This window comes from Chitinophaga sp. (assembly GCF_019236475.1).
In the GTDB taxonomy this organism is placed as follows: Bacteria; Bacteroidota; Bacteroidia; order Chitinophagales; family Chitinophagaceae; genus Chitinophaga.
The window spans coordinates 578,194-602,710 of sequence record NZ_JAFAIX010000012.1; the positions used below are offsets into that span (position 1 = coordinate 578,194).

The window sequence follows — 24,517 nt, forward strand, 5'->3', positions numbered from 1 at the left end:
AGGAAAAACACTTTTGTTTAATTTTTTCCCCTTAAAAAATATGAAATAGAATTTTACTACTTTAACAGTTGTGAATGTGCCGATAGCTGCTTAAACAGATCTTGTACAAGTCAAAAATTCGTAGTCCTTATTTATACCAATAACAGGAAAAACAGCAAACCTGCTGCAGTTCCTTATTGGGCGTAAAATTTTAACTGTTTTTTGCATAATTTCAAGGAAACAACGTTATTAAGATATCCTAACCATATTCAGCCATGAGAAAGGGTCGCCTTTTGGGAACCATAGGCCTCTGCGCTTTTCTGCTCATTTCCTGCAGTAAGGAAATGAGTACGGAGAACGACAGCCCTTCCAGTAGCTGCAGTTATGCACCCTACACACAAGGCTCCTCCTTCACCTATCTCAATGTAAATCAATCTAATGATAGCACTTCCTATACCCTTACCGTCAACGGAGATACCACTATTAACGGTAACGTATATAGGAAAATAGGAGATGATAAAGTTTTCATGTGCTCCGGATGCGCCAATGGCATCTATACACAAATAGCGTCCATACTTAGTTTTGAAGGATATACTGCGTCAGATCTGCGCCTCACCTACCTAAATGATTTCCTACCTGTTGGTAGCTCCTGGACAGATACCATTGCTGCCACCAATAACGGCGCCACCAGCACCGCTGTATTACAGTATACCATTATGGGCAAAGGAGGAAATCGCATGGTTAACGGTAAAGGATATACGGATGTGATCACCATACAAACAGATGCTTCTGCTACTGTCATGAATACCATCCTCCCACTAGGAACCATTTCTACCAGTTATTATGCAAAAGGAGTTGGCCTGATAGAAACGGATCAGGCCCAAGACACCACAAAACTCGTTGGGTTTACTATTAAATGAACATCGCCGCAATAGCGGCGACGTTTCGTTAGTATTCTGTATAAATCATAGTCAACAATCGCTCTATTGCCTTCCGGACACTCGTAGCTTTATCCCGGTTATTATTCACCAATACGCTGAACACCAGTGTTTTATTCTTCTTCGTAACCAAGTAACCACTCAAACAAACACTCCCCGTTAAAGTACCTGTTTTCGCATGCACAAACTGCTCTTTGTAATAATTCTTCAAAGTGCCTTTTCCTCCAGTTGGAAAGATTTCAAACAGTCGTGATGTGGGATACTCTTTATATAACTGCGTCAACACAGTTACAAAATCCCTCGGTGTAAAGAGGTTATATCGCGAAAGTCCAGAACCATCCTCCCATTGCGGACTTTGAGGCAACGTACTCAATGCATTTTCCTGCATATATCGGATCACTCTCCCACTATTGATGCTATCCCACATCAGCGATGAACACATCATCAATATTTGTTCTGCAAAGAAATTATCACTGCGATGCATCATCGGTGTAAACAGTGAATCCACTGGTATACTACGCAACAGTTTGTACTTGCCCGATGGAGCTGCCATAGCTACGCCTATCGGACGATGCAATGTATCTTCCAGTCGCTCGCGCAAATCCTGGATAGACCCAGTGATAAAAGGCACTTCTGTCTTACTGAAACTATTGTCTTTCTTATTGAATTTCAGGTAGAAATAATTATTTCTCTCCTCTCTGTCTGTAGATACTTCTTTACTAGTATCATCTGGCTGTACGGCCATATTATACAGATCAGGGATCATGATGCTGGTATCTTTATGGTGATATAGGCGAACTACATTTCCATACATTGGCCACTCGTTCAGCTCCGGTTGATAGTCATCGGCATAATCACTCCAAGACCATCCTGGCCCATAACGCTTGTTGGCATTACCACTGCTAACAATATAAATCTGCTTCTTCGTTTTTTGCAGTAAAGTCAGCAAGGGTTGATAAGTATAATCCGGATGTAGGAAAGACGGATCTGCAGTGCCTTTTAGGAAGATGGCCGTATCATTTTCAAAATAGCGAACAGCCGGCAGGGAATCTCCTAAGAGTTTCAATCCTGTGTAGAGAGAGAATATTTTGGTGTTGGATGCGGGCGTAAAAAATTTATCGTCCTGGTATTGATACCAGTATTTTCCGGTAGCAGGTTCATATAGGGAGACACCAACATGCGCGTCCTTCAGTGGTGCACTATTCAGCAGTTGGGTGCTAGCCCATTTGGAGATATTCGCCTGTTGCGCTTTTCCCGCGATAGCAGTTAAAGTCAACAGCAAAGCCATGGTAAAATTCCTCATGGCCGGAAAATACGAATAATAAAGATGGCGATGCCGGGAATTTGTGTGTCCTTATAACAAACCCCGGCATCGTCCGTCTAAACTAACCAATATATTTGGTTATGCCGGGTTTGGCATATGGATAGAATCCATCAGCATCAGGCAGTACCGGCGGTTGTGCATCGAAGGCATAAGTCTTCGGATGTATATCCAGTCCGGATTCCAGCGCTTTGTCCCAATGGATTATTTGTCCTGAGTAAGTAGACAAACGACCGATGATCGCTGAAAGCGTTGCCTGTGCGCCGTGGAGGGCATCAGAGAATTTATATTTCCCTGCCGCAATCGCTGCAAACAGCTCATCATGTTCGGTTTGATAAGGATTGTTTTCCTTCTTACGATCAAACTGATACAATACTTTTCCTTTAGCGTCCACGATCTTACCGGCACCACAGTAGATACGGCCTTTGGTACCCACAATTTCCTCATCTACCTTGCTGGCTGCATCTTTCCAGTGACGACACTGACTGTTCATCACTACGCCATCGGAGTAACGATATTCTACACTATGATGGTCGAAGATTTCACCGTATTCTTTTCCGGTACGAATAGCGCGGCCGCCCATACCATAGGCAGTTACAGGGGTATCGCCTTTAAACCAGTTACCGACGTCAATATTGTGGATATGTTGTTCTACGATATGATCTCCGCAAAGCCAGTTGAAGTAGTACCAGTTGCGCATCTGGTATTCCATTTCGGTGTATTCAGGTTTACGTGGTTTTACCCAAAGCGCGCCCTGGTTCCACCATACTTGCATGGAGAGGATATCTCCAATCATACCATCTTTCAGACGTTTGTATAATTCGAGGTAGGAGTTCTGGTATCTGCGTTGCAGTCCTACTACTACGTTGAGTTTCTTGGTGTTAGCTACAGCAGCGGCATCCAATACCCTTTTAATACCTGCGGGATCAGTTGCTACTGGTTTTTCCATGAAGATGTGCTTCCCTTGTTTTACCGCCTCTTCAAAATGGATCGGACGGAAGCCGGGAGGAGTAGCCAGGATCACTACATCTGCCAATGCGATGGCTTCTTTGTAGGCATCAAATCCGATGAATTTGTTTTTCTCTGGAACGTTTACCCTGCTGGCTTTATCGCCCAGGGCTTCTTTGATGTTATTATAACTGTCTGAAAGCCTGTCGGGGAAGGCATCTGCCATCGCTACGAGTTGTACATTTTCTTTGGTGCTGAGGGCTTGTGTAGCAGCACCAGTACCTCGGCCACCACAGCCGATGAGTGCTATCTTGATCACATCACCTTTGGCTTCAAAAGAGGTTGCCTTAGACAGAATAGGCATGGCAAGCAGGCTGCCGGCGATTAAAGAGGACTGCTTTACAAAATCGCGGCGACCCTGAACGTGGAATTGACTTTTTTCAGTGTCCATAAAACTTATTTTTTTGGAAAGTGAGTACTAACGGGAACCAACATATTTATCAATCGTATCTGCGAAAAATTTCTCTGCTTCTTCTTTGGTAGGCTGCTTAACGGGACGGACTAAACGAAAACCTACAAATGGGGCATCAGCATTCCACCAAAAACTTTTGGGGATCTGCGGATCTCTACGGTTCCACACCGGATCGGATTTTAAACGGGCCGCTGAACGCAACAACGGAGCCTCGTCTTCATAACTTCCCCCTTTCAACAGTCTGGGAGTCTTAGCAGTAGGCACTTTCCAGGGATTAGTCTCCTCTGCGTTTGCAACCCCATTCTCATCATATTGATCCATCGTCCATTCTTCCACATTGCCCAGCATATCATATAATCCCCAAGCATTGGGCTTCAACTGCGCTACTTTATGATATTTATCTTCACTGTTATTTTTAAACCATGCATATTCCTTTAGCTTGGAGGCATCATTGCCAAACGGATAAGCAGTTGTCGAACCAGCACGACAAGCATACTCCCATTCTGCTGCAGTAGGCAGCCTGTAGAAAACGCCTGTTTTGTTATACAACCAACGACAATACATCAATGCACCATACTGACTCATACTATTAGCAGGATAACCACCAGACTTGCCCATTCCTAAAGTAAGGTCAATATATGGGGGCGTAGGACGGGTCATACCATCCGGAAGCGGCGTTTTATCTTTTTCTTTATCCGCATACAAATCATATTCATCAAAAGTGACTTCTGTAGCACCCATATAGAAGTCGTCGATTTTTACCTTTTTGGCTGGGCCTTCATCTGCCTTCCTACCCTTCTCATTTTGAGGACTTCCCAGGGTAAAAGCGCCGCCTTTGATCGGTACCATCTTAAATCGTATATCTGTTCCCGGTATCTGCTGCTCATAGGCAGCAAATGCGCTATCTTTCTGAGCAAACGCCGACTGGCAAAGCATTCCGCCCGCTAATAAGGTCACGTAAAACTTGTTCATCTGTATCGATTGGGTAATGTATTCTGGTAAGATAAAAAATGAACGCTTGGAAACAAATATTTTGTGATGAACGAAAAAAATAGCCATTTCTTTATTTTTTTTCGTTTTGCTAGTATTTCCTTTTAAAACCATTTAAATTTAAGGGTGTCCTTTTTACTTTTAATCCAAGCGTTATGAAAAGACGAAAATTTCTGCAGCAAGGAGCTCTTGCCAGCTTGTCCGCGCTCACTTTAGGCGGACTGTCAACCACCGCGAGTGCCGCACCTCATGAAAAAAAACCGGCCGGTCAACCCTTCAATATGCTCTATGCACCACATGATGGCTCCTTCAAAAACAGCGCCGGCGACAACTTCCTCGATCAGATCAAATACATGTACGATCAGGGTTTCCGCGCTATTGAAGACAATGGCATGCTAGGCCGCGATACCGCTATGCAGGAAAAAATCGGTAGCCTCCTCGCACAGAAAAATATGACCATGGGCGTATTTGTAGTTGACACCGGCAATAACTGGAAAACTTCACTCGCTTCTGGCAAACAGGAATTCAAGGATGCTTTTATCAAAACCTGCAAGCAAAGCGTGGAAACCGCGAAAAGAGTGAATGCGAAATGGGCAACAGTAGTTCCAGGATTTTATGACCGCAGTTTGCCGATGGGTATACAAACCGCTAATGTACTGGACGCACTGCGCAGAGGTGCGGAAATCTTTGAACCGCATGGTTTGGTAATGGTACTAGAGCCACTCAGCGACACGCCAGATCTCTTCTTACGTACTGCAGAACAGACTTTCGAAATATGTAAGGCCGTCAACAGCCCTTCCGTTAAAATTCTGTACGATATCTATCACATGCAACGCAATACAGGCCACCTTATCCCAACAATCGATATGTGCTGGGACGAAATTGCGTATGTCCAAATAGGTGATAACCCTGGCCGTAAAGAACCAGGCACAGGAGAAATTAATTATAAAAACATTTTCAAACATCTGCATCAAAAAGGCTACAAAGGTGTGCTGGGGATGGAACATGGCAATTCCATCAAAGGCGCAGAAGGAGAAGCGGCGTTGATAAAAGCTTATAGAGATGCCGACAATTTTCTGTAATTTAAATACTGGAAAGTCGGTTTGGGGAGATGGCCAACCATCTAACCAAACCGGCTGTCTCACCAAAACAATTCCTAATTCCGTTATTTAAATTACTTCCTATGGGTTTCATTGTCCGCGTATTACTCAGTGCTGTTGCCGCTATGTTTACGGCATACCTGTTAAAGCCAGCCGTTAGGGTGGAGAATTTCACAACGGCCCTAATCCTTGCGCTGGTACTTGCCATACTGAATGCCATTGTTAAACCACTGCTGGTAATACTCACTTTGCCAGTAACTATTATCACACTAGGACTGTTCCTGTTTGTTATCAACGCTATTATCATTTTGCTGGCGGCCAAGCTGGTGCCTGGATTCCGTGTAGACGGCTTCTGGTGGGCACTGCTCTTCAGTATCATTATGGCCATCATTAACTCCGTGCTGAGCGGACTGGCGGGCAGCAACTAGGTCATCCTTCTAAATCTTACCGTGCATGTATTTTGACAGATCCAGCATCAGCAAGGATCAGTTATTGTCTTTTTACCAGGCATTAGTATATCCGCGACTGGTAGAAGAGAAGATGCTGTTATTGCTGCGACAAGGAAAAATTAGCAAGTGGTTTTCTGGCATAGGCCAAGAGGCTATCTCCACCGGAGCCACGCTGGCCATGGATTCCGATGAATGGATACTCCCCCTTCACAGAAACCTGGGTGTTTTCACGACCCGACAAATGCCACTGGAGAAACTTTTACAACAATGGCAAGGCCAGGAAGCTGGCTATAGCAAAGGCCGCGAGCGCTCCTTCCATTTTGGAAGCAGGCCCCACTTCATTTGCGGGATGATCTCCCATCTAGGGCCACAGTTGTCCATTGCCGATGGCATCGCCCTCGCACATAAACTGAAAAAAGAGAACAAAGCCACCCTCACCTTTACTGGAGAAGGCGGTACCAGCGAAGGAGAATTCCATGAGGCGCTGAATGTGGCCGCAGTATGGGATTTGCCGGTCATCTTCCTAGTGGAAAACAACGGATATGCCCTCAGCACACCAGTTTCCGAGCAATACCGCTGCCATTCCCTCGTGGAAAAGGCCATTGGCTACGGCATGGAGGGCGTACAAGTAGATGGCAATAACCTACTGGAAGTCTACCAAACCGTCAAAACCGCCCGAGAATACGCCATCTCACACCAGAAACCCGTACTAATCGAGGCCCTCACCTTCCGCATGCGCGGACATGAAGAGGCCAGCGGCACCAAATACGTTCCTAAGGAACTCTTTGAAGAATGGGCCCAGAAAGATCCCGTGGCTCAATTTGAGCAATTCCTCCACCAAGAAGGTATATTGACCGAAGCAGCACAACAACAACTGAAGGATACCCTCAAACATCGTATAGAGGAAGAAGTGGCCAACGGCCTGGTTTCCAAGCCCCGCAAACCTGATACCGCAGCGGAATTGCAGGATATATTCGCTCCTGCTCCGACGCCACAATACCCTATCGGCAAAACGACCGAAAAACGCTTTATAGACGCCATTTCCGATGGCTTACGGCAATCATTGGAAGAATTCCCGCAACTCGTACTTATGGGGCAGGATATCGCCACTTATGGCGGCGCTTTCAAGATTACGGAAGGACTGCTGGAGAAATTCGGGGCTTCCCGCGTGCGCAACACACCCCTCTGTGAGAGCGCTATTCTCGGCGCCGCATTAGGCCTGTCCCTGGAAGGGTTCAAAAGCATGGTGGAAATGCAGTTTGCCGATTTTGTCAGTTGTGGATTCAACCAAATTGTGAATAACTTGGCCAAAATCCACTACAGATGGGGGCAAAATGCGGATGTAGTCATCAGAATGCCTACAGGTGCAGGTGTTGGCGCAGGTCCTTTCCATTCCCAGAGCAATGAAGCCTGGTTTACACATGTACCCGGACTCAAAGTGGTATACCCCTCTTCTCCAGAAGATGCCAAAGGCTTGCTGAATGCGGCTATCGCCGATCCAAATCCAGTGATGTTCTTTGAGCACAAAGCCCTCTACCGCAGCGTGAGCGGCATGGTGCCAGATGAATATTATACGACGGAAATCGGGAAAGCCCGCCTGATACAGGCTGGAGAAGACATTACAATTATTACTTATGGAGCTGGCGTTCACTGGGCCCGAGAATACGCCGCAGACCATCAAGAGATAAGTATCGGTATCCTGGATCTCCGAACCCTCATTCCGCTGGATTATCCCGCCATCCAACAGGCGGTTTCCTCCACCGGAAAGGTACTGGTACTGCATGAAGATACCCTCACCGGCGGATTTGGGGCGGAAATTGCTGCCTGGATAGGCGAACACTGCTTCCATCTGCTAGACGCCCCTGTCATACGGTGCGGAAGTCTGGATACACCTGTCCCGTTTGCCATAGACCTGGAAAAAAATTTCCTGGCCAAATCTAGGCTGGATACACATATCCGACAATTATTAAGCTGGTAGAAAAAAACGGGATTGGGAATTTGGGTGTAATGTTCTAATTTGCATCCGGAAATAATAAACACATTTTACCATGTTCAATCTTTTAGACGTAGTACACACGACCAACTTCTACAAAGTAGGCGATAGCATTGGTCACTTTCTGGCACCGACAGCAATTGTTGTTTTTGGTTTGATGTTCCTGTATGCATGGGTAAAATACGCTAAAGCGTAATAGTCAATCCGTTTTTTCACATCGCATTATAATCAAAAAGGCTTCCTGGAATCAGGAAGCCTTTTTATTTGAAATATAGATCTTGCTTTGTGGTGGCTATTATCCTTTAGCCAGTAATTTTTCGAGCAGGGCTTTCAGCTCTGGAGTAGACGGACGTGGTGCATCGATGGTAACAATCTTACCGTCTTTGTCAAATACCATGAAACGAGGAATACCATTGATACCATAGAATTTGGTCACTTCGCTCCATCCGCTCACGAACATCTGTACGCCTTTCATTTCCTTATCTTTCACGAACTCTTTCCATTTCTCTTTATCCTTGGCTTCATCTACAGAGCACCCCACAAAGGTGACTGCTTTGCCTTCCATCTCTTCTTCCAGTTTCTGTAGAAACGGCAGTTCTGCTTTGCAAGGGCCACACCAGGTTGCCCAAACATCCACTACTACAATTTTTCCTTTCAGGTCATTGAAGCTCACTTGCTTACCTTCTGGGGTTTCACCAGAGAAGTTATAACCAGCTTCACCTGCCGCAAACTTGCGGATAGATTTTTCATAATCTGTGTAACGTTTCTTTTCCAGGTCTGTTACCAGGTATTTCTGATAAGGGCCAATTGCTTCTGTCAGTGCTTCAAAGGTTTTGTAGCCAGCCAGGGAATTGGTGATGAAGAGAGCTTTTACATGTTCATTGCAGAAACCATTCACACCTTGCGCATATCTTTCCTTTGGATCGATCTTAGCCCCTGGATTTGCACTCATGAGGTATCTGAAGGTATTGTACATAGAAATATAATGTCCTATGTTACCCAGTTTCATTACATTCTCATCACACAGTTTTTGATCCTTAATGATGGTGTTATAGAAAGCAGGATACTGTTCTTTCTTTGGATGAACAGCATGAGGCATCAGCAGGAAACGCATCGCAGCAAGTTCCACATCCACATCCATGGCCTGTTTCATCAGGTTCGCGAAGTTTTTGTTTGGAGAAACAAATTGCTTTTTGAAAGCCTGAATTTTAGGCAGTGTAGCTTCCAGCGTTGGGAAATACGAATAATAAGTGGTAGAATCGAACTTGCTAGGAGGTCCGGTAACTGGTGCTGCTACCTTATCCCACTGCTGTAACAGCTTGTTTTCCGCAGAACCGGCCTGCTGTTCGAAGCTATTTCCGTCCAGTTTCATTTTCAACTGATCGCCGGATTTTACATAGATACGTGTACCCAGATCTTTTGGAGAAAGCGCGAGGTAGTAAAAGCCTTCTACTGGCTTGGTCAGTGCAAATGCGAATGCATGATCTGCATTTACTTCAGAGGTAGCGATTTCTTTGGTAACACCTTCTTCCACTGCCATGAGGGCGATTTTGGTTGCTTTTTCATTGGCAGTTGTTCCTTGGATAATGGTGAGCGTAGGAACAGGGCCGGGGCCTGCTGCTGCACGGGCTGTAGTGAATGCCATGCACAGGGCTACCGGCAGCATGCTGCTGGTTAGTCTTTTCATTCTAATGGTGGTTTTGGTTTTTGTGATTTATGGGCATAAATATAATAAAGCCTGGCAAATGTCAGGCTACATTGTGTCAAACGGCTGATAATCATTACCAGATAGCTATTCCGGCTTTACATACTGATGGTAATAGTGTTGTACATAATGGAGATTTTCCTCATCAAAACAAACGAGCATGACTTCTTGTACACTGCTTTCTTTTTCCAACCAAGCGGTGATGGTTTCCAGGGCTATTTTCGCGGCTTCGTCTTTTGGAAAATGATAGATCCCTGTAGAGATATTGGGAAATGCTATAGTATGCAGATCATTGCTAGCAGCAAGTTCTAACGAATTTCGATAACAATTGGCGAGTAGTTCACGTTCGTTATTTTGCCCACCTCTCCATACTGGACCAACAGTATGAATGACATGTTTGGCTGGCAGTCTCCCCCCGGTCGTTATAACCGCCTCTCCTGTTTTACATCCTCCTTGTCGGGCAACAATGGCGCGGCAGTCCTCCAGTATGGCAGGGCCACCAGCGCGATGTATAGCGCCATCCACCCCACCACCGCCCATGAGGGAACTATTGGCGGCGTTTACAATAGCATCTGCCTCTATTTTGGTGATGTCTCCCTTAACAACTGTTATCTTTTTCATGGCGCTTTATTTACTTCTAACGTACACCAATTTACCTGATTTCTTACCGCCTTCCCGCAGGTCAATTTCAAAGTTGGGAAAGCTCTGAATCAATTGAATCAGCTTATTGAAGCCATAGTTACGGGAATCGAAGTCGGGCTGTTTTTTCAACAGTAAATTTCCCAGTTCGCCCAGGTAAGCCCAGCCATCTTCATCCGCGATATCATTGATACTGGTGGTCAGCAGGGTAATCAATTCTTTATCTGCCTTGCTAATGCCTTTGTTTTTTTCTTTGGATGTTCTGGTTTTGCCTTCGGCAGACGACTTCTTCTCTTTCACCGCCAATATTTCTAGGTAAATGAATTTGTCGCATGCGGAAATAAAGGCTCCTGGCGTCTTCCGCTCACCCATCCCGATAACGTACATGCCGGCTTCGCGAAGCCTGGTAGCCAGTCGGGTGAAATCGCTATCACTGGAAACCAGACAGAATCCATCCACACGACCTGTGTATAGGATATCCATGGCGTCAATAATCATGGCGCTGTCGGTGGCATTTTTGCCGCTAGTATAACTGTATTGTTGAATAGGCGTGATAGCATAATCGAGCAATACGCCCTTCCACCCTACTACTGTGGGTTTGGTCCAGTCGCCATAAATTCTTTTGAAAGTGGGATTACCATATTTGGCTACTTCTTCCAGCATCCCTTTCACATTATGGTAGGGAATATTATCGGCATCAATGAGAACTGCCAATCTGAGGTCTTTATCTTTGGTGGTATCCATATTTGGGTATTAAAAACAAAACGTGTTGATTACTACCGTTTTCCTGGTTGTAACCAACACGTTCAGATATGTTATGAACAAATAATTATTTCAGGTAGGAACGGATCATCCAGGCGATTTTCTCATGGTTTCTCATGAGGCCAGTTACGAAATCGCTGGAGCCTTGATCTTTATATTTAACATCAAATTCCTCGATCAGGTTGCGGAGGTTTCTGATGATGGTTTCATGGTCAGCTAACAGGCTTTGCAACTGCTTTTTCGGATCGTTGGTATATTCCTCTTCAAGGAGGTGCGTCAAAGACAGCGCATCCACCATACGACCCAGGGCATAGTGACCAATCGCACGGATTCTTTCCGCTACTTCATCGCTGTACTCTTCCAGCTCTTCGTATTGTTCTTCAAAAAACACATGCAATTCCTTAAAGCTAGGGCCTTCAATATTCCAGTGACAGTTACGCGTTTTTGCATATAACACCATTTCATCTGCCAGCACCTTATTCAATTCCAAAGCCACCTGTTGCGCGTGTTCAGGTAGTATGCCAGTATTTACTTTCATATCATTGAATTTTTTTGGTTACTATAAATTTAATGAATCCCGGAATAAGGAAACATGAGATTTGTCACTATTTAACAGCCGGTTAATATTAACAGTGTAATGTCGCTTTTGTTCGCGATTCCGGGGGCTCAAATACCTTACTAAAATTGTACCATTGTTGTAATTTTGCGGCATGGACCAATCGACAGGAAGAATCTACAATCTACAGTTTATACTACTGTGTATAAGTAATGCCCTTTTCTCCGCCAGCTTCAACATGATGATACCGGAATTGCCGGCATACCTCACAAAACTCGGAGGTGAAGATTACAAAGGTTATATCATTGGTGTGTTTACCCTCATGGCAGGTTTATCCCGCCCTTTCAGCGGCAAACTAACAGATACCATTGGGCGTGTACCCGTGATGATATTCGGTTCTTTGATATGTGTGGTTTGTAGCCTAATGTATCCCTTAGTGAGCTCTGTTGCGGCGTTCCTGTTACTGCGCTTCTTTCATGGTTTCTCTACTGGTTTTAAGCCTACCGGTACTTCCGCTTATGTTTCCGACTTAGTACCTGCCAATCGTCGTGGTGAGGCAATGGGAATGATTGGGATGGCCTCTATCATTGGGATGGCAATAGGTCCTGCGATTGGAGGTTGGGTGGCAGTTAGATGGAATATCAACGTGATGTTCCAGCTCTCTGCGGCGTTTGCATTGTTGTCTGTGGCTATTCTTACGGGCGCGATGAAGGAAACCCTTCCGAATAAGCAACCATTCAGTCTTTCACTGCTACGCATACACCGAAATGAAATCTTTGAGCCATTAGTATGGGGTCCTGTTATTGTCACCTTCCTGACGTTCTTCAGTTATGGCGCTATTTTGACGGTTATTCCTGATTACAGTACTTACTTGGGGATTGCTAATAAGGGATTGTTCTTCACCTTCTATACTGCCAGCTCTATGGGTATTCGTTTCCTGGCAGGCAAGGTGTCTGATAAATACGGGCGTATTCCTATTTTGAAGGTCTCGTCCTTGATTATGGCGGTATCCATGCTGATGTTGGCTTTCGCTACCAAATCATACATATTGCTCACAGCGGCTGTATTCTATGGTATGGCCACCGGATTGAACTCTCCAGCAGTTACCGCCTGGACGGTAGATCTCAGCAATCCGCTGTTTAAAGGCCGGGCATTAGCGAGCATGTACATTGCGATGGAGGCAGGTATTGGCCTGGGCGCATGGCTATCTGCCTTAATCTATCATAATCATTCAGAAAGATTCCCGATGACTTTCTTCGTACTGGCGGGTATAACGTCAGTGGCTATACTTTATCTGTCTTTCTTCCATGTTCCAAGAAACTTTGAAGAACAGATGGCTCGCCGGCAGGCTGCCGAAGCAGCCCGCCATTGATATTAATTGTCTTCAGGTTCCGGAAGACTATCCGCTTCCGGAGCCTTTTGCACATATATTTCAGGCAATTTCTTTTTACTGTCTACTCCCAGCTTGCGCATTCTCTCCGCCCTACTTACCAGGTTACCATTACCACTAGTGAGTTTTTTCATTGCCTCTTCATAGGCATCCCTACTACGTCCCATGAGGGCGCCTACAGCTTCCAGATCAGACACAAAGCCAACGAATTTATCATACAGTGCACCACCTTGACGTACAATTTCTTGTGCGTTACGATTCTGCTTATCCAGCTTCCACATGTTCTCAATAACGCGCAGCGTAGCCAGCAGAGAAGGTACGCTCACCAGGATAATCCTTTTACGAAAAGCAAAGTCGTATAGGTCTTCATCCGGCTGCATAATAGCCAGTGCATATGCGGGTTCTATAGGAATGAAGAGCATCACGAAATCCGTGGTATTGTTGTAAAGGGAATGATAGGCTTTTGCACTGAGTTCATTCACATGGTTCTTCACTGATTGCAGATGCGCTTTGAGAGCTTGTTGTCGGGAAAAATCATCTTCCGCACTACAATATTGCTCATATGCTTTCAGGGATACTTTTGAGTCGATGACCACACGTCTGTCTTCCGGCAGATGTAACACTAGATCGGGCCTGCGGAGCTGCCCTTCCTCATCATAGCGACTATCCTGCGTGAAATAATGGATACCTTTTTCTAGGCCAGATGCTTCCAATACTTTTTCCAGGATGATCTCACCCCAGTTCCCTTGTTTCTTGGTATCTGCCTTTAGCGCATTGGTAAGGTTATTGGCTTCTTTACTGAGGGTCTGGTTCAGGAGCAGCAATCGTTGTAGTTCAGAGCGCAATTCTGTGCGCTGCGTGGTTTCCGCCACCAGCGATTGTTGTACGCTACTACGAAAGTTGTCGATCTTTTCCGACAAGGGTTTCAACAGATCATCCAATTTGGACTGGTTCTGTTCCATAAAGCTACCAGAAATACGTTGTAGCAACTGGTGCGCCATGCTCTCAAACTCGTGCCTGGCGTCATTTTGCTGTTGGATCATGCGCTGGCGCTCGTCCGACAACTGTAATTGCAGGTATTTATTCTGCTCCAGCAATCGGCCCATATCTCCTTTTTGCAACGCATATTCTTCGTTTAACCGTTCCAGTTGGTCTTGTGCATCTTGCAGTTGCGCCTGTTTGTCGGTAATGTTTTTTTCAAAATATAATTGCTGGGCCTCCAATTGTACCGCCCTGTCTTGCAATTGCTGGTGACGGGCTTCCAATATCTGCTGCTGATTTCGAGCAGCAAACAACAGATACAAAAGAACGAGAACAACAATTCCTGCAGCTATTAAAGGTACTAGCATGACAATCTTCCTCCTGTTACAAATTTCTTTTTTCGCTGCGCATTGTAATTGCGTATCAACGATGTTTCTTTATAAATCCTATCTCTTCACGGGAATCATTCTCCCAACTAATCATTTCCTCGAGGAACTTTTCTACAAATCGTATAATGAAAGCTTTGTCTATTTCTTCCGGTTCAACAGTTTCCAAGGTGGCATTTTTCGGTCCATCCTGTGTAATACCATCAATAAATGGATAGGCTACCCATGTAACAATCTGCCCGTTACGTGATTGTGAGAAAGACAACAATCCCCCTTTCTTCATTTTCTGAATCACTGAACTGGGATTCTTTTCCACGATACCACTAGCAGAATAGTTGAACATGATATAAACAGATTCCATGTTCTGCCAGGCCTCATTTATATCCACGACCCAGTCGAACATAGGGAACCGGGCTGCTATTTCTTTTAAAGTATTGAATGCCGTCTCCCTGGTGATGGTATGCCAGTGGTTTCTTCTCTCTTCTATTCTAAAAAATACCTGTGCCAGTTCCTGGCCCAGTTTCTCAATGTTATCCATGGTATTTTTTTAGACTGAAGTTAAACTAATAAAGGCATTCCGTCGACGACAGAATGCCTTTATTCCTGTTATACGTAATCTGATTAGAGTCTTTCGTAAAGCTTGCGCAGACGTTCAGCGGTCATGATCGTCTTCCAGTCTTTACCCAGTGCATTTTCCCACAGTGGAGCCATACCCAGGGATACATTGATCATAATATCGAATTGTTCGTCTGTCAGGCCTTTGGTGATACCCTGAGGGATAGTGATGTTGTGTTTTTTCACCATTCTCTTGAATTTCTCCACACCTTCAGGATAGAATTCTTCCAGTTTGTCGAACACGATACAGTTACCGATACCATGTTTGGTACCCAACAGGTAAGCCAGACCGTAACTCACCGCGTGCGCTACACCCACCTGGCTGTAAGCGATACTCATACCGCCTGCATAGGAAGCCATCATCAGTTTTTCATCTGCATCATCATCCCACTGGTCTTTATCCAGGAAAATTTCTTCACACAGCTCCTGTGCCTTTTCGCCATAAGATTGGCTGAAAGCATTCAGGTAAGTACCCGTTAATGATTCTACGCAGTGGATAAAGCAATCCATTGCGGTATAAAAACGCTGGTTAGGTTCCACTGTTTTAGTCAGGGAAGGATCCAGCACGATTTGATCAAATGGAGTGAAGTCAGAGTTCATACCCAGTTTGCGGGTAGGGCCTGTCAGTACGCAAGTGCGACTAACTTCCGCACCAGTACCAGAGATAGTAGGAATACCTACTTTGTATACGCCTGGCAGTTTAACGAGATCCCATCCTTGGTAATCCGCAGAGGAACCTGGGTTGGTCATCATCAAGGCCACAGCTTTCGCCATATCCATCACAGAACCGCCACCAATACCGATGATACCGGATACTTGACCGAATTCCGCTTTCAGTTCATCACGAATTTGGTCAACATATTTGGTTTTAGGCTCGTCAGTTACATCAATCACCACAATTTTATCCTTACCGCGCAAAGGAACGCGGGATAAAAAATCTTTTTTATCCTGGAAATACATGTCCACGAAGAAAATCATGGGAGCATCGCCATTACGCTTAGGGGCCAGGATTTCGTCTAACTGGTCGAAACACCCGTTACCGTAAACCACATAGTCCACCATTTTAAAATTCCTGAATTTCATATATGCGTATTAGTTAGTTAATTATAAAAGTTTTGCAGCTTTTTCCAGGTCTTCCGGGGTGTCAATTTCCACACCCATATATTCTGTTACCACCATTTTCATCGGGATACCATTTTCCAGGTACCGGAGGCATTCAATTTTTTCGGCCAGTTCCAACGGTGTTGGTTCCAGTTTGGTAAATGCCATCAATGTTTCCTTACGGAAAGCATAGATACCAATATGTTCGTAGTAAACAGATGTAATGTCTTTAGCGCGGGGATAAGGAATAACGCTGCGAGAGAAGAATAAAGCATTGGAATTTTTGTCTACCGCTACTTTCACATAGTTCGGATCTTCGATAGACTTTTGATCTGTAAGTACTTGCATGAGAGAGGCTACTTGTACTTTCTTTCCTTCTTCGCCTTCAAATACTTTCAGGAGTTTTTCGAGGGGTTCTCTTTGGGTGAAGGGTTCGTCTCCCTGCACATTCACAACAATCTCATAATCCAGCAGTTCCATTGCTTCCGCGATACGATCGGTACCACATTCATGCTCTCTTTTGCTCATCACTGCTTTACCGCCGTTGCCCACGATTTCTTGGAAAATGATATCGCTGTCTGTCACCACCATTACCTCATCAAATACGCCAGTTTTTACAGTGGATTCATAAGTGCGGAGGATAACAGATTTTTCGCCCAGTTTAGCCATCATTTTGCCCGGAAAACGGGTAGCGCCATAACGGGCAGGTATCAACGCTATTTTCTTCATGCCGATATATTTAAGTGTAAAGGCGTAACCGGGCAGCATCGCTACCCGGGTTACGCCTTTACCAGTATTTACAATGCGCTTTTAATTGCATTCACCATTTTCTCAGCTCTTTCCTTGATCTCAGCTTCAGACCAAGAGAGGTTGATTGGTGTAGAGATATTCCTGCTGATGATAGCATCGGAAGCAGGGAATTCTTTTGTTTTATAGATTTCCATTGCTTGTTTCAGTCCTGGTGCAAATGGCGTCAGCACTTTACCTTGTTTGAAATGATCCCACTGACGAATATAGTGCCAGTTGTTATCATAATAGTAGAATGCTGCGAGACCAGCGGCTTTCATAGCTGCTGCCGCTTTGCGTGCCTGTTCTGCTTCTGGCAGGAAGAAAGACAGGAAGGTAGCGCTATCACCTGCTGGATCTGGCAAACGACGGAAAGTCACGCCAGGGATGGTAGACAGTGCATCTTTGAAAATCTTCTTAGTGCTACGTTGGATTTCCAGGAACTTGTCGATCTTACGGATCTGTGCCAAGCCCACAGCAGCGTGCAGTTCAGAGATACGATAGTTATAACCGATAAACGGATGTTGTTCCAGACCGCGATCGTTGCCGATGTGATCATGTCCGTGGTCAGTGTAACCATCACATTTGATGTACACATCTTTATTATTCGTAACGATACCGCCGCCTTCAGCGCAAGTAATCGTTTTTACAAAGTCGAAGGAATACGTACCCGCATCACCGATAGTACCCAGCGCTTTGCCTTTATAAGTAGCGCCGAACGATTGACACGCGTCTTCCAGTAAAATCAGGTTATGCTTTTTACAGATCGCCATGAGCGCGTCCATATCGGCCATAGCACCGCACATATGTACAGGCATTACCACTTTGGTACGCGGGGTAATGGCAGCTTCAACGGCTTTAGGGTCGAGGGTGAGGGTATCATCCACATCTACCAATACCGGAGTTGCACCAACGGAGAATACAGATTCAAAGCTGGCTACGAAAGTGAAAGTAGGCATAATGACTTCATCGCCGGCACCCAGGCCCAGAGCGGCCATTGCGGTGGTCAGTGCGGCAGTGCCACTGGAGGCTAACTGTGCATACTGTACGTTCAGTCTTTTACACATTTCTGCTTCCAGTTCTTTCGCTTTCCAGATACCTTTACGAGGACCATCAAACCCGTATCTCATCATGATACCGGTGTCCATTATGTCATTTATTTCTTTCCTTTCCTCGGGTCCAAATAGTTCAAATCCGGGCATAAGCTGTTGATTTTAAAAATATAATTGAAATATGGTTGTTAATTGGTGCAGCAAAGTTACTATAATCAGGCTTCCCCTTCACCGATATTTCTGTTTAACTTTTGCTAAAAATTTAACATGCGTTCCCTTTTGGGACTGACCAATTTAATATAAAAAGCAGTGAATACGTAGGTGTATCGCAGTTATCGTTAACATTACGTTTGCAAAACCTGTGATAAAAGTCCCATATATCTGTCCTATCTTTGGACCCTCCTAACGGAGCATAATACCAAAATTCTACCCCATAACCTCTGATCAACCGGCCTAATTTTATCCTCTTCCTGCTGAAAAACAAGTATTGATTTTAACTAACTCCTGTTTAAGACCCGGTATCTATTTCACTTAATAACTTTTATCAACTGGTTATGACCGGGAAATTTTTAAGTATTGTTTGCTTAGCTGTTATCACTTTTTGGAGCTGTACAAAACAGAACGATGTTCAACCCATCGCCCCAACTCCCCCAACACCTACTGCTGTGGACACCACTTCAGTACCTGAAAATCACGTGGACCGTAAAGCCTTGCTGACACTCGTTAATGGATTAAGAAGTCGCGGTTGCAATTGCGGCGGCGTACAAATGCCACCTGTAGGCCCACTCACTTGGAATGGACTGCTGGAAAAAGCAGCTTACCTACACAGTAAGGATATGGCTTTAAACAATTATTTCGATCATAATGCGCCTAATGGCAGCACTCCCGGCATGCGCTTGGATGCAGCCGGATATCGCTGGAATACATACGGTGAAAATATTGCTACCGGCAATATGGATGAACAGGCAGTCGTGTTAGGTTGGTTAAATAGCCCTAGTCATTGTAAAAACATGATGACCGCCGGCTATACGGAGATTGGCGTAGGACGATATGATAAAGACTGGACAATGGAATTGGGCCATCGTAATGGCGGACAATAAGTATCACGGTTCTTTTTCTTTCTTGCGCCACATACGCCAGAAAAAATAAATTAAAGCCGCCAGGGAAATGATCAACCAGGGATAAAAGAAAAGCATTCTGCCGGGAGTAGATTCTTCCGGTACGCCAAAACCAAGATATAAACCCAGAAAAACATTGATCATCATCCAGAAGAATCCAACCACCACTGTGCGCATGATTTTGATGAAATACTTCAGCAGGTCCATGTCGAACGGTGGTTTATCCGGATCCAGACCATTACCCGATTCGGGCTCACTTGGCTGCTGCGTTGGTTCTTCTTGCTTTTCGTCGTTCATAGTACAAAGTTATGGGATTAATAGCTTGGCAAGTGCGGCGCTGTCTCCTTTAAAGACATTAAAATCTACTGTTGTTCGTATACCGTTTACCCTACCCATGTCACTGTGTTGCCAGAATAACCAGCTTCGACTAGAAGAAGGCTTTTCTTTCTGGTAATAGTGCGCTATCCACAATGGATACTTATCAAATTCATCGCCCAAATACGTTTCGTAGAAATGTATGTTGGTATAGATGATTGGCTTCACCTTATACGCTTTTTCCATCTCTTCAAGCCATATCCTGGCCGTGCTGCGGATCACCGCAGCCGGCTGGTTATTGGAGGTTTCTATATCCAATACCGGCGGTAAATCGCCCGACTGCAAATCGACTATGTTCTGAAAGTTGATGGCTTGTTTAAGTGGATCGCGGGTGGCATAGAAAAAATGGTAAGCGCCCCGGATTAGTCCCGCTCTCCCTGCTCTGTCCCAATTCTGCTTAAAGGAAGCATCCTGACGGGTAATCCCCTCCGTAGCCTTTATAAAGGCAAAGGATATACGAATATTATCAACCTTCATCTGGCGTACAGCCGTCCAGTTGATATCCTTTTGAAATTTCGATACATCAATGCCATGAATCCTGTAATTAACCGGCATATCAATTCCGAATTCATCATATCGTACGAACTTAATTTTTTCTTCCCTGGTTTTCCACCAATACCAGCCTGCCACGACTAGTATCACCAGTATTATTCGAATCCAGAAGCTTTTCACTTTAATTTCAGTTAGTTGCAGGTAATTTGGGTAATTGCTGACAGCGTTAATTTTATAGCAATTATAGGCTATAATTTGATTAAAGACAGTACTTTTACAAAGGTCAAGTGAATATTTATGCCCGATTTTAACCTGAATGATAGCCTCAACCTCTTTTCCAAGTTCACTTTCCGCCGCGCTTTAAACGCCGGAAAAGTACTGGGATCTTATTTCGTCAGCAAATGGACTGGAAAACCTGTTCAATGGGGATATCCTATTTCAATATCTTTCGAACCTACCACTTCCTGTAACCTGCGCTGCCCGGAATGTCCGAGCGGTCTCAGAGCCTTTACGCGCCCTACAGGCATGCTACAGCAGGATTTCTTCAAGCAAACCATTGACGAAATTCATAAAGAACTGCTGTACCTGATCTTCTATTTCCAGGGAGAACCATATCTCAATCCAGGTTTCCTTGACATGGTCAAGTATGCTTCTGAGAAAGGTATCTATACCGCTACTTCCACCAATGCACACTATCTCACAGATGCCAATGCTAAAAAAACGGTGGAAAGTGGACTGGATCGCCTGATTATCTCCATCGATGGTACTACCCAAGACGTATATACGCAGTATCGCGTGGGGGGCCATCTGGATAAAGTTATCCAGGGCGCCAAGAATATCGTGAAATGGAAAAAGGAACTGAACTCAAAAAAACCTTTTGTCTTCTTCCAATTCCTGGTGGTAAAACCCAATGAACACCAGATTGAGGATATCAAACAACTGGCAAAGGAAATCGGTGTAGACCAGGTACGTTTCAAAACAGCCCAGGTATACGACTATGAAGAAGGGAACCGCCTCATTCCTACGATCGACAAATACTCCCGCTACCATCGCAACGAAGATGGCACCTATAGCATCAAAAACAAACTCAGTAACCACTGTTGGCGCCTCTGGCACTCTCCTGTTGTTACCTGGGATGGCCTCGTAGTGCCGTGCTGCTTTGATAAAGACGCACAACACCGCCTAGGCAACCTGAAAAAAGAATCTTTCAAGGCTTTATGGCATAATAAAGAGTATATCCACTTCCGTAGTGAGATCCTGGAGTCAAGAAAGAATATTGATATCTGTGCTAACTGTAGCGAGGGTACGAAAGTCTGGGGATAACCTTATATAACATTGACATTCAAAGGACTGTATCAATACTAGTGACCAAATTTGAAATCGATGCCTTCGGCATCGATTTTTTTGTTCCGCGCTTCGCGCGGTAGGCTGGCGCCAGATTTTTGTTTCAGCCGTATTTATTCAAATTCAGGTTCGTTATCTTTCTTTTCTTTACGACTCTTAGCAAACTTATTAAACAGTTTGATGCCCAGTTGTACGCCAAAGAATTCCAGGGCGGTGATTAAGGCTCCCGTAGCAAAGTTCTTGAACTTACCACTTTCCCATGCAAATTTGGCTACTTTACCTGCCGCACTAATCATACTGGTATGTTTTCCACTACCTGGAATAATGGAATTCAGGGCCATTCTTTTATAGTTGTCCCGGAAGTGATCTACGCGCTCCAGCAGCACATCTTCCAGATCTACGGAACGTTTCTGCAGCCGGGCTATCTCTTGCTCCAGTGCATCAAAACCATGTATTTTCTTTTTCTTGGCCATGCCGTGCGTCGTTATGGGTGTTCTATGGCTTCATCATCAGGAACGTATGCATCATCCGCTGGCGTTACCGCCTGACTTCTTTCCTTTTTCTCTTTCACTTTTACGGCTTCCCGCTCTTCAATTTCATCAATCAGTACAGTAATGAGCAGCCTGGATAGTGGTCTTTCGATCAGTTGTCTTCGAAAGAATATGATGACAACAAAAAATACAATAAATAATCCGGAGGCACAGGTGAACCCTAAGGTAAAACTGCCAGATTTTTCACCAATCCAAAATGCGACCAACATTCCCAGGAACACAATGACAAAAAAGAACAGCAGGAAAGCCATTAGTACCGAGAAAAATAATCCCAGTGCTTTTGATAGCTTTCCCGCTGCCTGGAGCTTCAGAAGATCCAGCCTCGTTTCGAGGTAATCTTTGGCAACTTTCCCTGTTTGTTTAAAGTAATCGCTGAAATTTTCTTCCATGCAGTTTTATTTAATCAAATAGAGTTAAGCCAGCTCATTCTCGAGGGCATCTTCGAAATGGTCCCTCTTTTTCTTCCATTTATCTTTCAGCTTGTCGGCTTGATATTTCATTTTTTCCACCAGTTCATCCTTTTTATCGGAATTGAGGAAATAACCAACTGCTACACCTACAGCAGCACCAACAATAAATGATACCACAGCTTTTGAACTTCTACTCATAACAAAGTTTTTTTAAAGATTAGAAAATTATCATTTGAGCATTAGTAGCTAATGGCTCACAAACATTATTCCAAGAACAAGCAGTATAGAAATTTGTTTACGATTTACAATAAGGTAACCTCCTGCTACACTTTGAAAGTAGCTCAAATTTTACGAAATTAAATTATGAGTTATATTGATAATGCCCGACTGAAACAGATAGGATTTATCCTGCTGATCTTGTTCCTGGCCATACTTTTGTTTACTAACCTGTATACTTACTTTCCCGGATTTTTGGGAGCTATTACCTTTTATATTCTTTGTCGTAGATGGATGATCCAGCTTGTAGAGCGGTATCATTGGAATAAGAGTTTGGCTGCATCGCTGTTATTGCTTTTTACCTTTCTCATCATTTTAGTGCCTGTGGGCGCATTGGTTAACATGCTGAGTTCCAGGGTAGTTTATGCTATTTCGAACTCGGCTAATCTAATTCAGCAAGCTAAAATGCTGAACGACAGGCTCTCCGAAGAGTTGGGCTTTACCCTTATCACGGATGCACGACTTCAAAAATTGCAGGAGTCGATCACCACCTTCCTCCCCGGATTCCTGGGCGCTACTTTCAATACGCTGACCACCATCGCCATCATGTATTTTATCTTGTTTTTTATGCTGGTGAAATTACGGGAGATGGAAGCCGCTCTGTATGAATATATTCCACTGAAAGACGAAAATGTGGACCTCCTGGGTAAGGAATTCAACAAACTGGTCATAGCCAATGCCGTGGGAATCCCGCTGATCGCTATTATCCAGGGGATTGTGTCCCTGATCGGTTATTTAATTTTTGGTGTTTCTCAGCCGTTTTTCTGGTTTATTGTTACCTGTTTTACAGCGATGTTGCCTGTGATAGGCGCCGCGGCGGTATATGTACCACTAGGCGTGTATATTTTATCTACTGGCAACACTTTCCAGGGATTGGCAGTGTTGATCTATGGCTTTGTTGTCGTTGGTACTTCCGACAACATCGCCCGATTCCTACTAGCTAAACAAATCGCGGATGTACATCCATTGATTACCATTTTCGGTGTGCTGATAGGCGTTTCCTTGTTTGGCTTTATAGGCCTGATTTTCGGTCCACTCCTCATTTCTATGTTTATCCTGTTATTGCAGATCTATTCCAATGAATACCTGGTTAAAAAACGGGAGGCACCTATCGTTCCAAAGCGACTATCAATGAAATCCAAGAAAGATCAACAATAAATATTAGCGATAGTAATTATTCTCTTGAATATAGGAAATCACATTGTCTGGCACCATAAAACGAACGGATTTACCTTCTTTAATCCATTTGCGTATATCCGTTGCTGATATATCCAACATGGGGGCGTCCAGTACTTCTAGGCGTGCGCCGTAGGTTTCTTTTATTTCATGGCCCGGCCTGCGATAAACATAAATGGGATAATGCCGAACGATATGTTCATAATTTTTCCAGCGAGGGAGATTTTGGAAGCTATCGCTTCCCATGATGATACAAAACTCCTGGGTAGGGAATTTTTCACCCAGGTAGGCCAGGGTATCCACTGTAAAGGAAGGTCGAGGCAATGAAAATTCTATATTGCTGGCTCGCAACCTTTGTTCATCTTTAATTGCCAGTTCCACTAGGTGAAATCTGTCGTGCTCATTTAACAGCGTGGAGGAAGGTTTAAGCGGATTTTGTGGAGACACCACCAGCCAAACCTTGTCCAAGTCAGTATTGTACGCAACGTAATTGGCAATTATCAAATGCCCCGTGTGTATAGGATTAAAAGACCCAAAATACAAGCCTATCTTCATGATTCATCTATAAATTTGCCATCGGCATCTCAATAATGCGTGTAAAAATAGGCATTT

The 24,517-nt window shown here is 44.4% G+C and carries 27 protein-coding genes; 9 read left to right on the forward strand and 18 right to left on the reverse strand.

Annotated features, from left to right (window positions below; all coding sequences use genetic code 11):
• The first annotated feature begins 254 nt into the window (after positions 1-254).
• Positions 255-899 carry a hypothetical protein gene (locus JO154_RS18565; protein WP_291948271.1) on the forward strand — a complete coding sequence of 215 codons (645 nt, stop codon included), beginning with the start codon at positions 255-257 and terminating at the stop codon, positions 897-899.
• A gap of 28 nt (positions 900-927) precedes the next feature.
• Here JO154_RS18565 and JO154_RS18570 read toward each other — a convergent pair whose 3' ends face one another.
• The 3 genes from JO154_RS18570 to JO154_RS18580 form a co-directional block, all read right to left on the reverse strand.
• Positions 928-2,220: a D-alanyl-D-alanine carboxypeptidase gene (locus tag JO154_RS18570; protein WP_291948272.1), complete on the reverse strand. Its 1,293-nt coding sequence runs from the start codon at positions 2,218-2,220 to the stop codon at positions 928-930.
• Between the two features lie 82 nt (positions 2,221-2,302).
• On the reverse strand, positions 2,303-3,637 hold the full coding sequence (locus tag JO154_RS18575; protein ID WP_291948273.1) for a Gfo/Idh/MocA family oxidoreductase: 1,335 nt from the start codon (positions 3,635-3,637) through the stop codon (positions 2,303-2,305).
• Positions 3,638-3,664: 27 nt separating this feature from the next.
• Positions 3,665-4,630, reverse strand: a complete 966-nt coding sequence (locus tag JO154_RS18580; protein WP_291948274.1) for an SUMF1/EgtB/PvdO family nonheme iron enzyme — start codon at positions 4,628-4,630, stop codon at positions 3,665-3,667.
• A gap of 173 nt (positions 4,631-4,803) precedes the next feature.
• Here JO154_RS18580 and JO154_RS18585 point away from each other — a divergent pair, with 173 nt between their 5' ends.
• The 4 genes from JO154_RS18585 to JO154_RS18600 all read left to right on the forward strand — a co-directional run bounded on the left by JO154_RS18585 (position 4,804) and on the right by JO154_RS18600 (position 8,386).
• A complete protein-coding gene (locus JO154_RS18585; protein ID WP_291948275.1) occupies positions 4,804-5,730 on the forward strand; it encodes a TIM barrel protein in 927 nt (308 codons plus the stop codon).
• Positions 5,731-5,831: 101 nt separating this feature from the next.
• On the forward strand, positions 5,832-6,176 hold the full coding sequence (locus JO154_RS18590; RefSeq protein ID WP_291948277.1) for a phage holin family protein: 345 nt from the start codon (positions 5,832-5,834) through the stop codon (positions 6,174-6,176).
• A gap of 25 nt (positions 6,177-6,201) precedes the next feature.
• Complete coding sequence (locus tag JO154_RS18595; protein WP_291948278.1) at positions 6,202-8,175, forward strand: dehydrogenase E1 component subunit alpha/beta; 1,974 nt, start codon at positions 6,202-6,204, stop codon at positions 8,173-8,175.
• Positions 8,176-8,245: 70 nt separating this feature from the next.
• Positions 8,246-8,386 carry a hypothetical protein gene (locus tag JO154_RS18600; RefSeq protein WP_291948279.1) on the forward strand — a complete coding sequence of 47 codons (141 nt, stop codon included), beginning with the start codon at positions 8,246-8,248 and terminating at the stop codon, positions 8,384-8,386.
• 99 nt (positions 8,387-8,485) lie between these two features.
• Here JO154_RS18600 and JO154_RS18605 read toward each other — a convergent pair whose 3' ends face one another.
• The 4 genes from JO154_RS18605 to JO154_RS18620 form a co-directional block, all read right to left on the reverse strand.
• Entirely contained in the window at positions 8,486-9,877 is a 1,392-nt protein-coding gene (locus tag JO154_RS18605; RefSeq protein ID WP_291948280.1) for a TlpA disulfide reductase family protein, read from the reverse strand.
• A 105-nt stretch (positions 9,878-9,982) separates the two neighbouring features.
• On the reverse strand, positions 9,983-10,516 hold the full coding sequence (locus JO154_RS18610; RefSeq protein ID WP_291948282.1) for an O-acetyl-ADP-ribose deacetylase: 534 nt from the start codon (positions 10,514-10,516) through the stop codon (positions 9,983-9,985).
• A 6-nt stretch (positions 10,517-10,522) separates the two neighbouring features.
• Entirely contained in the window at positions 10,523-11,278 is a 756-nt protein-coding gene (locus tag JO154_RS18615; RefSeq protein WP_291948287.1) for an NYN domain-containing protein, read from the reverse strand.
• Positions 11,279-11,363: 85 nt separating this feature from the next.
• Positions 11,364-11,834: a DNA starvation/stationary phase protection protein gene (locus JO154_RS18620; protein WP_291948288.1), complete on the reverse strand. Its 471-nt coding sequence runs from the start codon at positions 11,832-11,834 to the stop codon at positions 11,364-11,366.
• Positions 11,835-12,006: 172 nt separating this feature from the next.
• Here JO154_RS18620 and JO154_RS18625 point away from each other — a divergent pair, with 172 nt between their 5' ends.
• Positions 12,007-13,224 carry an MFS transporter gene (locus JO154_RS18625; protein ID WP_291948290.1) on the forward strand — a complete coding sequence of 406 codons (1,218 nt, stop codon included), beginning with the start codon at positions 12,007-12,009 and terminating at the stop codon, positions 13,222-13,224.
• Positions 13,225-13,226: 2 nt separating this feature from the next.
• Here JO154_RS18625 and JO154_RS18630 read toward each other — a convergent pair whose 3' ends face one another.
• From JO154_RS18630 to JO154_RS18650, 5 genes are all read right to left on the reverse strand, one after another.
• Positions 13,227-14,591 carry a DNA recombination protein RmuC gene (locus JO154_RS18630; RefSeq protein WP_291948292.1) on the reverse strand — a complete coding sequence of 455 codons (1,365 nt, stop codon included), beginning with the start codon at positions 14,589-14,591 and terminating at the stop codon, positions 13,227-13,229.
• Positions 14,592-14,646: 55 nt separating this feature from the next.
• Positions 14,647-15,147, reverse strand: coding sequence for a hypothetical protein (locus JO154_RS18635; RefSeq protein WP_291948293.1), 501 nt, complete (start codon positions 15,145-15,147; stop codon positions 14,647-14,649).
• A gap of 83 nt (positions 15,148-15,230) precedes the next feature.
• On the reverse strand, positions 15,231-16,307 hold the full coding sequence (locus JO154_RS18640; RefSeq protein ID WP_291948295.1) for an iron-containing alcohol dehydrogenase family protein: 1,077 nt from the start codon (positions 16,305-16,307) through the stop codon (positions 15,231-15,233).
• A gap of 21 nt (positions 16,308-16,328) precedes the next feature.
• The gene (gene kdsB, locus JO154_RS18645; protein ID WP_291948297.1) at positions 16,329-17,054 is read right to left on the reverse strand and encodes a 3-deoxy-manno-octulosonate cytidylyltransferase; all 726 of its coding nucleotides are present in this window, start codon (positions 17,052-17,054) and stop codon (positions 16,329-16,331) included.
• Between the two features lie 68 nt (positions 17,055-17,122).
• Complete coding sequence (locus tag JO154_RS18650) at positions 17,123-18,259, reverse strand: DegT/DnrJ/EryC1/StrS aminotransferase family protein (protein ID WP_291948299.1); 1,137 nt, start codon at positions 18,257-18,259, stop codon at positions 17,123-17,125.
• A 458-nt stretch (positions 18,260-18,717) separates the two neighbouring features.
• Here JO154_RS18650 and JO154_RS18655 point away from each other — a divergent pair, with 458 nt between their 5' ends.
• Positions 18,718-19,263 (forward strand): CAP domain-containing protein, encoded by a 546-nt coding sequence (locus JO154_RS18655; protein WP_291948301.1) that lies wholly within the window; start codon positions 18,718-18,720, stop codon positions 19,261-19,263.
• Between the two features lie 3 nt (positions 19,264-19,266).
• On the opposite strand, the gene JO154_RS18660 is transcribed toward JO154_RS18655, so the two are convergent.
• Together JO154_RS18660 and JO154_RS18665 are read right to left on the reverse strand one after the other, a co-directional pair.
• Positions 19,267-19,578: a hypothetical protein gene (locus tag JO154_RS18660; RefSeq protein ID WP_291948303.1), complete on the reverse strand. Its 312-nt coding sequence runs from the start codon at positions 19,576-19,578 to the stop codon at positions 19,267-19,269.
• A 9-nt stretch (positions 19,579-19,587) separates the two neighbouring features.
• Positions 19,588-20,328 carry a glycoside hydrolase family 25 protein gene (locus JO154_RS18665; RefSeq protein WP_291948305.1) on the reverse strand — a complete coding sequence of 247 codons (741 nt, stop codon included), beginning with the start codon at positions 20,326-20,328 and terminating at the stop codon, positions 19,588-19,590.
• A gap of 117 nt (positions 20,329-20,445) precedes the next feature.
• On the opposite strand from JO154_RS18665, the gene JO154_RS18670 reads away from it, so the two are divergent.
• Entirely contained in the window at positions 20,446-21,471 is a 1,026-nt protein-coding gene (locus tag JO154_RS18670; RefSeq protein ID WP_291948307.1) for an SPASM domain-containing protein, read from the forward strand.
• A gap of 134 nt (positions 21,472-21,605) precedes the next feature.
• Here the strand turns inward: JO154_RS18670 and JO154_RS18675 are convergent, their stop codons facing one another.
• From JO154_RS18675 to JO154_RS18685, 3 genes are read right to left on the reverse strand one after another with little or no spacing between them, the layout of a single operon-like run.
• Complete coding sequence (locus tag JO154_RS18675) at positions 21,606-21,965, reverse strand: hypothetical protein (RefSeq protein WP_291948309.1); 360 nt, start codon at positions 21,963-21,965, stop codon at positions 21,606-21,608.
• Between the two features lie 11 nt (positions 21,966-21,976).
• Entirely contained in the window at positions 21,977-22,432 is a 456-nt protein-coding gene (locus tag JO154_RS18680; protein WP_291948311.1) for a hypothetical protein, read from the reverse strand.
• Positions 22,433-22,456: 24 nt separating this feature from the next.
• Positions 22,457-22,651, reverse strand: coding sequence for a YtxH domain-containing protein (locus tag JO154_RS18685; RefSeq protein ID WP_111591170.1), 195 nt, complete (start codon positions 22,649-22,651; stop codon positions 22,457-22,459).
• Between the two features lie 165 nt (positions 22,652-22,816).
• On the opposite strand from JO154_RS18685, the gene JO154_RS18690 reads away from it, so the two are divergent.
• On the forward strand, positions 22,817-23,887 hold the full coding sequence (locus JO154_RS18690; protein WP_291948315.1) for an AI-2E family transporter: 1,071 nt from the start codon (positions 22,817-22,819) through the stop codon (positions 23,885-23,887).
• A 3-nt stretch (positions 23,888-23,890) separates the two neighbouring features.
• Here JO154_RS18690 and nadD read toward each other — a convergent pair whose 3' ends face one another.
• Positions 23,891-24,460, reverse strand: a complete 570-nt coding sequence (gene nadD / locus JO154_RS18695) for a nicotinate (nicotinamide) nucleotide adenylyltransferase (protein ID WP_291948317.1) — start codon at positions 24,458-24,460, stop codon at positions 23,891-23,893.
• Positions 24,461-24,517 lie beyond the last annotated feature (57 nt).

Coding starts and splice junctions, on each gene's coding strand:
- JO154_RS18565 (WP_291948271.1), top strand. CDS start 255: ATGAGAAAGGGTCGCCTTTTGGGAACCATAGGCCTCTGCGCTTTTCTG.
- JO154_RS18570 (WP_291948272.1), bottom strand. CDS start 2,220: ATGAGGAATTTTACCATGGCTTTGCTGTTGACTTTAACTGCTATCGCG.
- JO154_RS18575 (WP_291948273.1), bottom strand. CDS start 3,637: ATGGACACTGAAAAAAGTCAATTCCACGTTCAGGGTCGCCGCGATTTT.
- JO154_RS18580 (WP_291948274.1), bottom strand. CDS start 4,630: ATGAACAAGTTTTACGTGACCTTATTAGCGGGCGGAATGCTTTGCCAG.
- JO154_RS18585 (WP_291948275.1), top strand. CDS start 4,804: ATGAAAAGACGAAAATTTCTGCAGCAAGGAGCTCTTGCCAGCTTGTCC.
- JO154_RS18590 (WP_291948277.1), top strand. CDS start 5,832: ATGGGTTTCATTGTCCGCGTATTACTCAGTGCTGTTGCCGCTATGTTT.
- JO154_RS18595 (WP_291948278.1), top strand. CDS start 6,202: ATGTATTTTGACAGATCCAGCATCAGCAAGGATCAGTTATTGTCTTTT.
- JO154_RS18600 (WP_291948279.1), top strand. CDS start 8,246: ATGTTCAATCTTTTAGACGTAGTACACACGACCAACTTCTACAAAGTA.
- JO154_RS18605 (WP_291948280.1), bottom strand. CDS start 9,877: ATGAAAAGACTAACCAGCAGCATGCTGCCGGTAGCCCTGTGCATGGCA.
- JO154_RS18610 (WP_291948282.1), bottom strand. CDS start 10,516: ATGAAAAAGATAACAGTTGTTAAGGGAGACATCACCAAAATAGAGGCA.
- JO154_RS18615 (WP_291948287.1), bottom strand. CDS start 11,278: ATGGATACCACCAAAGATAAAGACCTCAGATTGGCAGTTCTCATTGAT.
- JO154_RS18620 (WP_291948288.1), bottom strand. CDS start 11,834: ATGAAAGTAAATACTGGCATACTACCTGAACACGCGCAACAGGTGGCT.
- JO154_RS18625 (WP_291948290.1), top strand. CDS start 12,007: ATGGACCAATCGACAGGAAGAATCTACAATCTACAGTTTATACTACTG.
- JO154_RS18630 (WP_291948292.1), bottom strand. CDS start 14,591: ATGCTAGTACCTTTAATAGCTGCAGGAATTGTTGTTCTCGTTCTTTTG.
- JO154_RS18635 (WP_291948293.1), bottom strand. CDS start 15,147: ATGGATAACATTGAGAAACTGGGCCAGGAACTGGCACAGGTATTTTTT.
- JO154_RS18640 (WP_291948295.1), bottom strand. CDS start 16,307: ATGAAATTCAGGAATTTTAAAATGGTGGACTATGTGGTTTACGGTAAC.
- kdsB (WP_291948297.1), bottom strand. CDS start 17,054: ATGAAGAAAATAGCGTTGATACCTGCCCGTTATGGCGCTACCCGTTTT.
- JO154_RS18650 (WP_291948299.1), bottom strand. CDS start 18,259: ATGGACACCGGTATCATGATGAGATACGGGTTTGATGGTCCTCGTAAA.
- JO154_RS18655 (WP_291948301.1), top strand. CDS start 18,718: ATGACCGGGAAATTTTTAAGTATTGTTTGCTTAGCTGTTATCACTTTT.
- JO154_RS18660 (WP_291948303.1), bottom strand. CDS start 19,578: ATGAACGACGAAAAGCAAGAAGAACCAACGCAGCAGCCAAGTGAGCCC.
- JO154_RS18670 (WP_291948307.1), top strand. CDS start 20,446: ATGCCCGATTTTAACCTGAATGATAGCCTCAACCTCTTTTCCAAGTTC.
- JO154_RS18675 (WP_291948309.1), bottom strand. CDS start 21,965: ATGGCCAAGAAAAAGAAAATACATGGTTTTGATGCACTGGAGCAAGAG.
- JO154_RS18680 (WP_291948311.1), bottom strand. CDS start 22,432: ATGGAAGAAAATTTCAGCGATTACTTTAAACAAACAGGGAAAGTTGCC.
- JO154_RS18685 (WP_111591170.1), bottom strand. CDS start 22,651: ATGAGTAGAAGTTCAAAAGCTGTGGTATCATTTATTGTTGGTGCTGCT.
- JO154_RS18690 (WP_291948315.1), top strand. CDS start 22,817: ATGAGTTATATTGATAATGCCCGACTGAAACAGATAGGATTTATCCTG.
- nadD (WP_291948317.1), bottom strand. CDS start 24,460: ATGAAGATAGGCTTGTATTTTGGGTCTTTTAATCCTATACACACGGGG.